At 71.9% G+C, this 1725-nt stretch carries 3 protein-coding genes; all 3 read left to right on the top strand.

Features of this window, described 5'->3' with window-relative positions; all coding sequences use genetic code 11:
- Window positions 1-260: 260 nt before the first annotated feature.
- Window positions 261-767: a bactofilin family protein gene (locus QOL99_RS16840; RefSeq protein WP_285525531.1), complete on the top strand. Its 507-nt coding sequence runs from the start codon at window positions 261-263 to the stop codon at window positions 765-767.
- Window positions 768-840: 73 nt separating this feature from the next.
- On the top strand, window positions 841-1515 hold the full coding sequence (locus tag QOL99_RS16845) for a response regulator (RefSeq protein WP_285525532.1): 675 nt from the start codon (window positions 841-843) through the stop codon (window positions 1513-1515).
- Between the two features lies 1 nt (window position 1516).
- Window positions 1517-1725 (top strand): hypothetical protein (locus QOL99_RS16850; RefSeq protein ID WP_285525533.1); only part of this gene is annotated, 209 nt, incomplete at its 3' end.

Here is a 1725-nt window from a genome sequence, read left to right on the forward strand (position 1 = left end):
CCTTTTCCCGCTCCTGTACAGCAAAAACCTCAACCTGTCAGGTACCGAGCGTCTGGTCTTCCCACAGCCCTGGGCGGTGCGCCACGTGAGCCGCCCCTGACCGCCCGCCGGGGAGCTGCCGCCCCACTACCCTCGCCGCCGCGCCCCCTTCCGTTAGAACCCTCCAATGTGGGGCCAATGCAGGGCTGCGGGGCGGGGCCTACTGTGCGGCCTGTCAGGCGGCCGATCTCTTCCATTCTCTGGCCGCCAGGAGGATTCCCATGATGACCCTGACCCTGCGCAAGTCCCTGCTGTCCGCCCTGCTGCTCGTGCCGATGCTGGTCCTGCCGACCGCGCAGGCCGACGACCTGAACTGCCGGGGCACCCTCGGCGCACGCTCGGTCGACGGCGACGTGGTGGTGCCGAGCGGCGCGACCTGCACCCTGAGCGGCACCCGCGTCGACGGCAACGTGAAGGTGCAGCGTGGCGGCACCCTGATTGTCCGGAACGCCCGCATCGACGGCAACATCCAGTCCGAGGGCTTCCGCAGCGTGCGGGTGTCGGGCGGGAGCGTGGACGGCAGCATCCAGCTGGAGCAGGGCGGCGCGGTGAACATCACGGGGGTGCGCGTGAACGGCGACATCCAGCTCGAGAAAAACCGGGGCAGCAGCGTGGTCAGCCGCAACACCGTGGACGGCAACCTCCAGTGCCAGGGCAACAGCCCCGCGCCCACGGGAGGCAGCAACCGGGTGGAGGGGAACAAGGAAGACCAGTGCCGCAGGCTGTGAGAGCCTGAGGCCAGGCGGGGGCAGGGACACCGTGAGGGCTCCCCGCCTCCGCTGTCCCTAGACTGGACGCCTGATGAGAGTGCTCGTCGTGGAGGACAATCCCCGGCTGTCGGGACTGCTGGTGCGCGGGCTGGCCGAGGAAGGCTACGCGGTGGACGCCTGCGCCGACGGCGAGGAGGCGGTGGAACGTGCGGCGGTGGGCGACTACGACCTGATCGTGCTGGACGTGATGCTGCCCCGGCGCGACGGCGTGTCGGCCTGCGCGGCGATGCGCCGGTCAGGGGTGCGGGCGGGCATCCTGATGCTGACCGCCCGCGACACCCTGCGCGACAAGGTGGCCGGGCTCGACGCGGGCGCCGACGACTACCTCACCAAGCCCTTCGAACTCGGGGAACTGCTCGCGCGGCTGCGGGCGCTGCTGCGCCGGGGCGCGGGGGGCGAGGCGGCGCTCACGGTGGCGGACCTGCGGCTCGATCCGGTGGGCAAGCGGGTCGAGCGGGCGGGACAGCGGGTCGAGCTGTCTGCCCGCGAGTACGCACTGCTGGAATTCCTGATGCGCCACCCCGGGCAGGTGCTCTCGCGGGCCCGCATCGTGGAGGCGGTCTGGCAGGACGACTCGGCGCTCGACGGCAACGTGGTGGACGTGTACGTGAGTTACCTGCGGGCCAAGCTGGACAAGCCCTTCGGCACCCCGCTGCTGCACACCGTGCGCGGCATGGGCTACGTGCTGCGCGGCCCGGAGGACTGAGGTGCCGCTGGTCGCCCGGCTCACGCTGACCTTTGCCGGGGCGCTCGCGCTGCTGCTGGCCGGGCTGGGCTGGACGGTCTACCGGGTGATCGAGCGCGATTTCCAGCGCGACTTCGCCCGGGACCTCGCCACGCTGGCGCGGGTGCAGGCGGGGCTGGCGGTGCAGGCGCGGGAGGTGCGGCTGACGCGGGTGCCCGGCGCGGCGCTGGC

Source organism: Deinococcus rhizophilus, from assembly GCF_030271215.1.
In the GTDB taxonomy this organism is placed as follows: domain Bacteria; phylum Deinococcota; class Deinococci; order Deinococcales; family Deinococcaceae; genus Deinococcus; species Deinococcus rhizophilus.

Coding starts and splice junctions, on each gene's coding strand:
- QOL99_RS16840 (WP_285525531.1), top strand. CDS start 261: ATGATGACCCTGACCCTGCGCAAGTCCCTGCTGTCCGCCCTGCTGCTC.
- QOL99_RS16845 (WP_285525532.1), top strand. CDS start 841: ATGAGAGTGCTCGTCGTGGAGGACAATCCCCGGCTGTCGGGACTGCTG.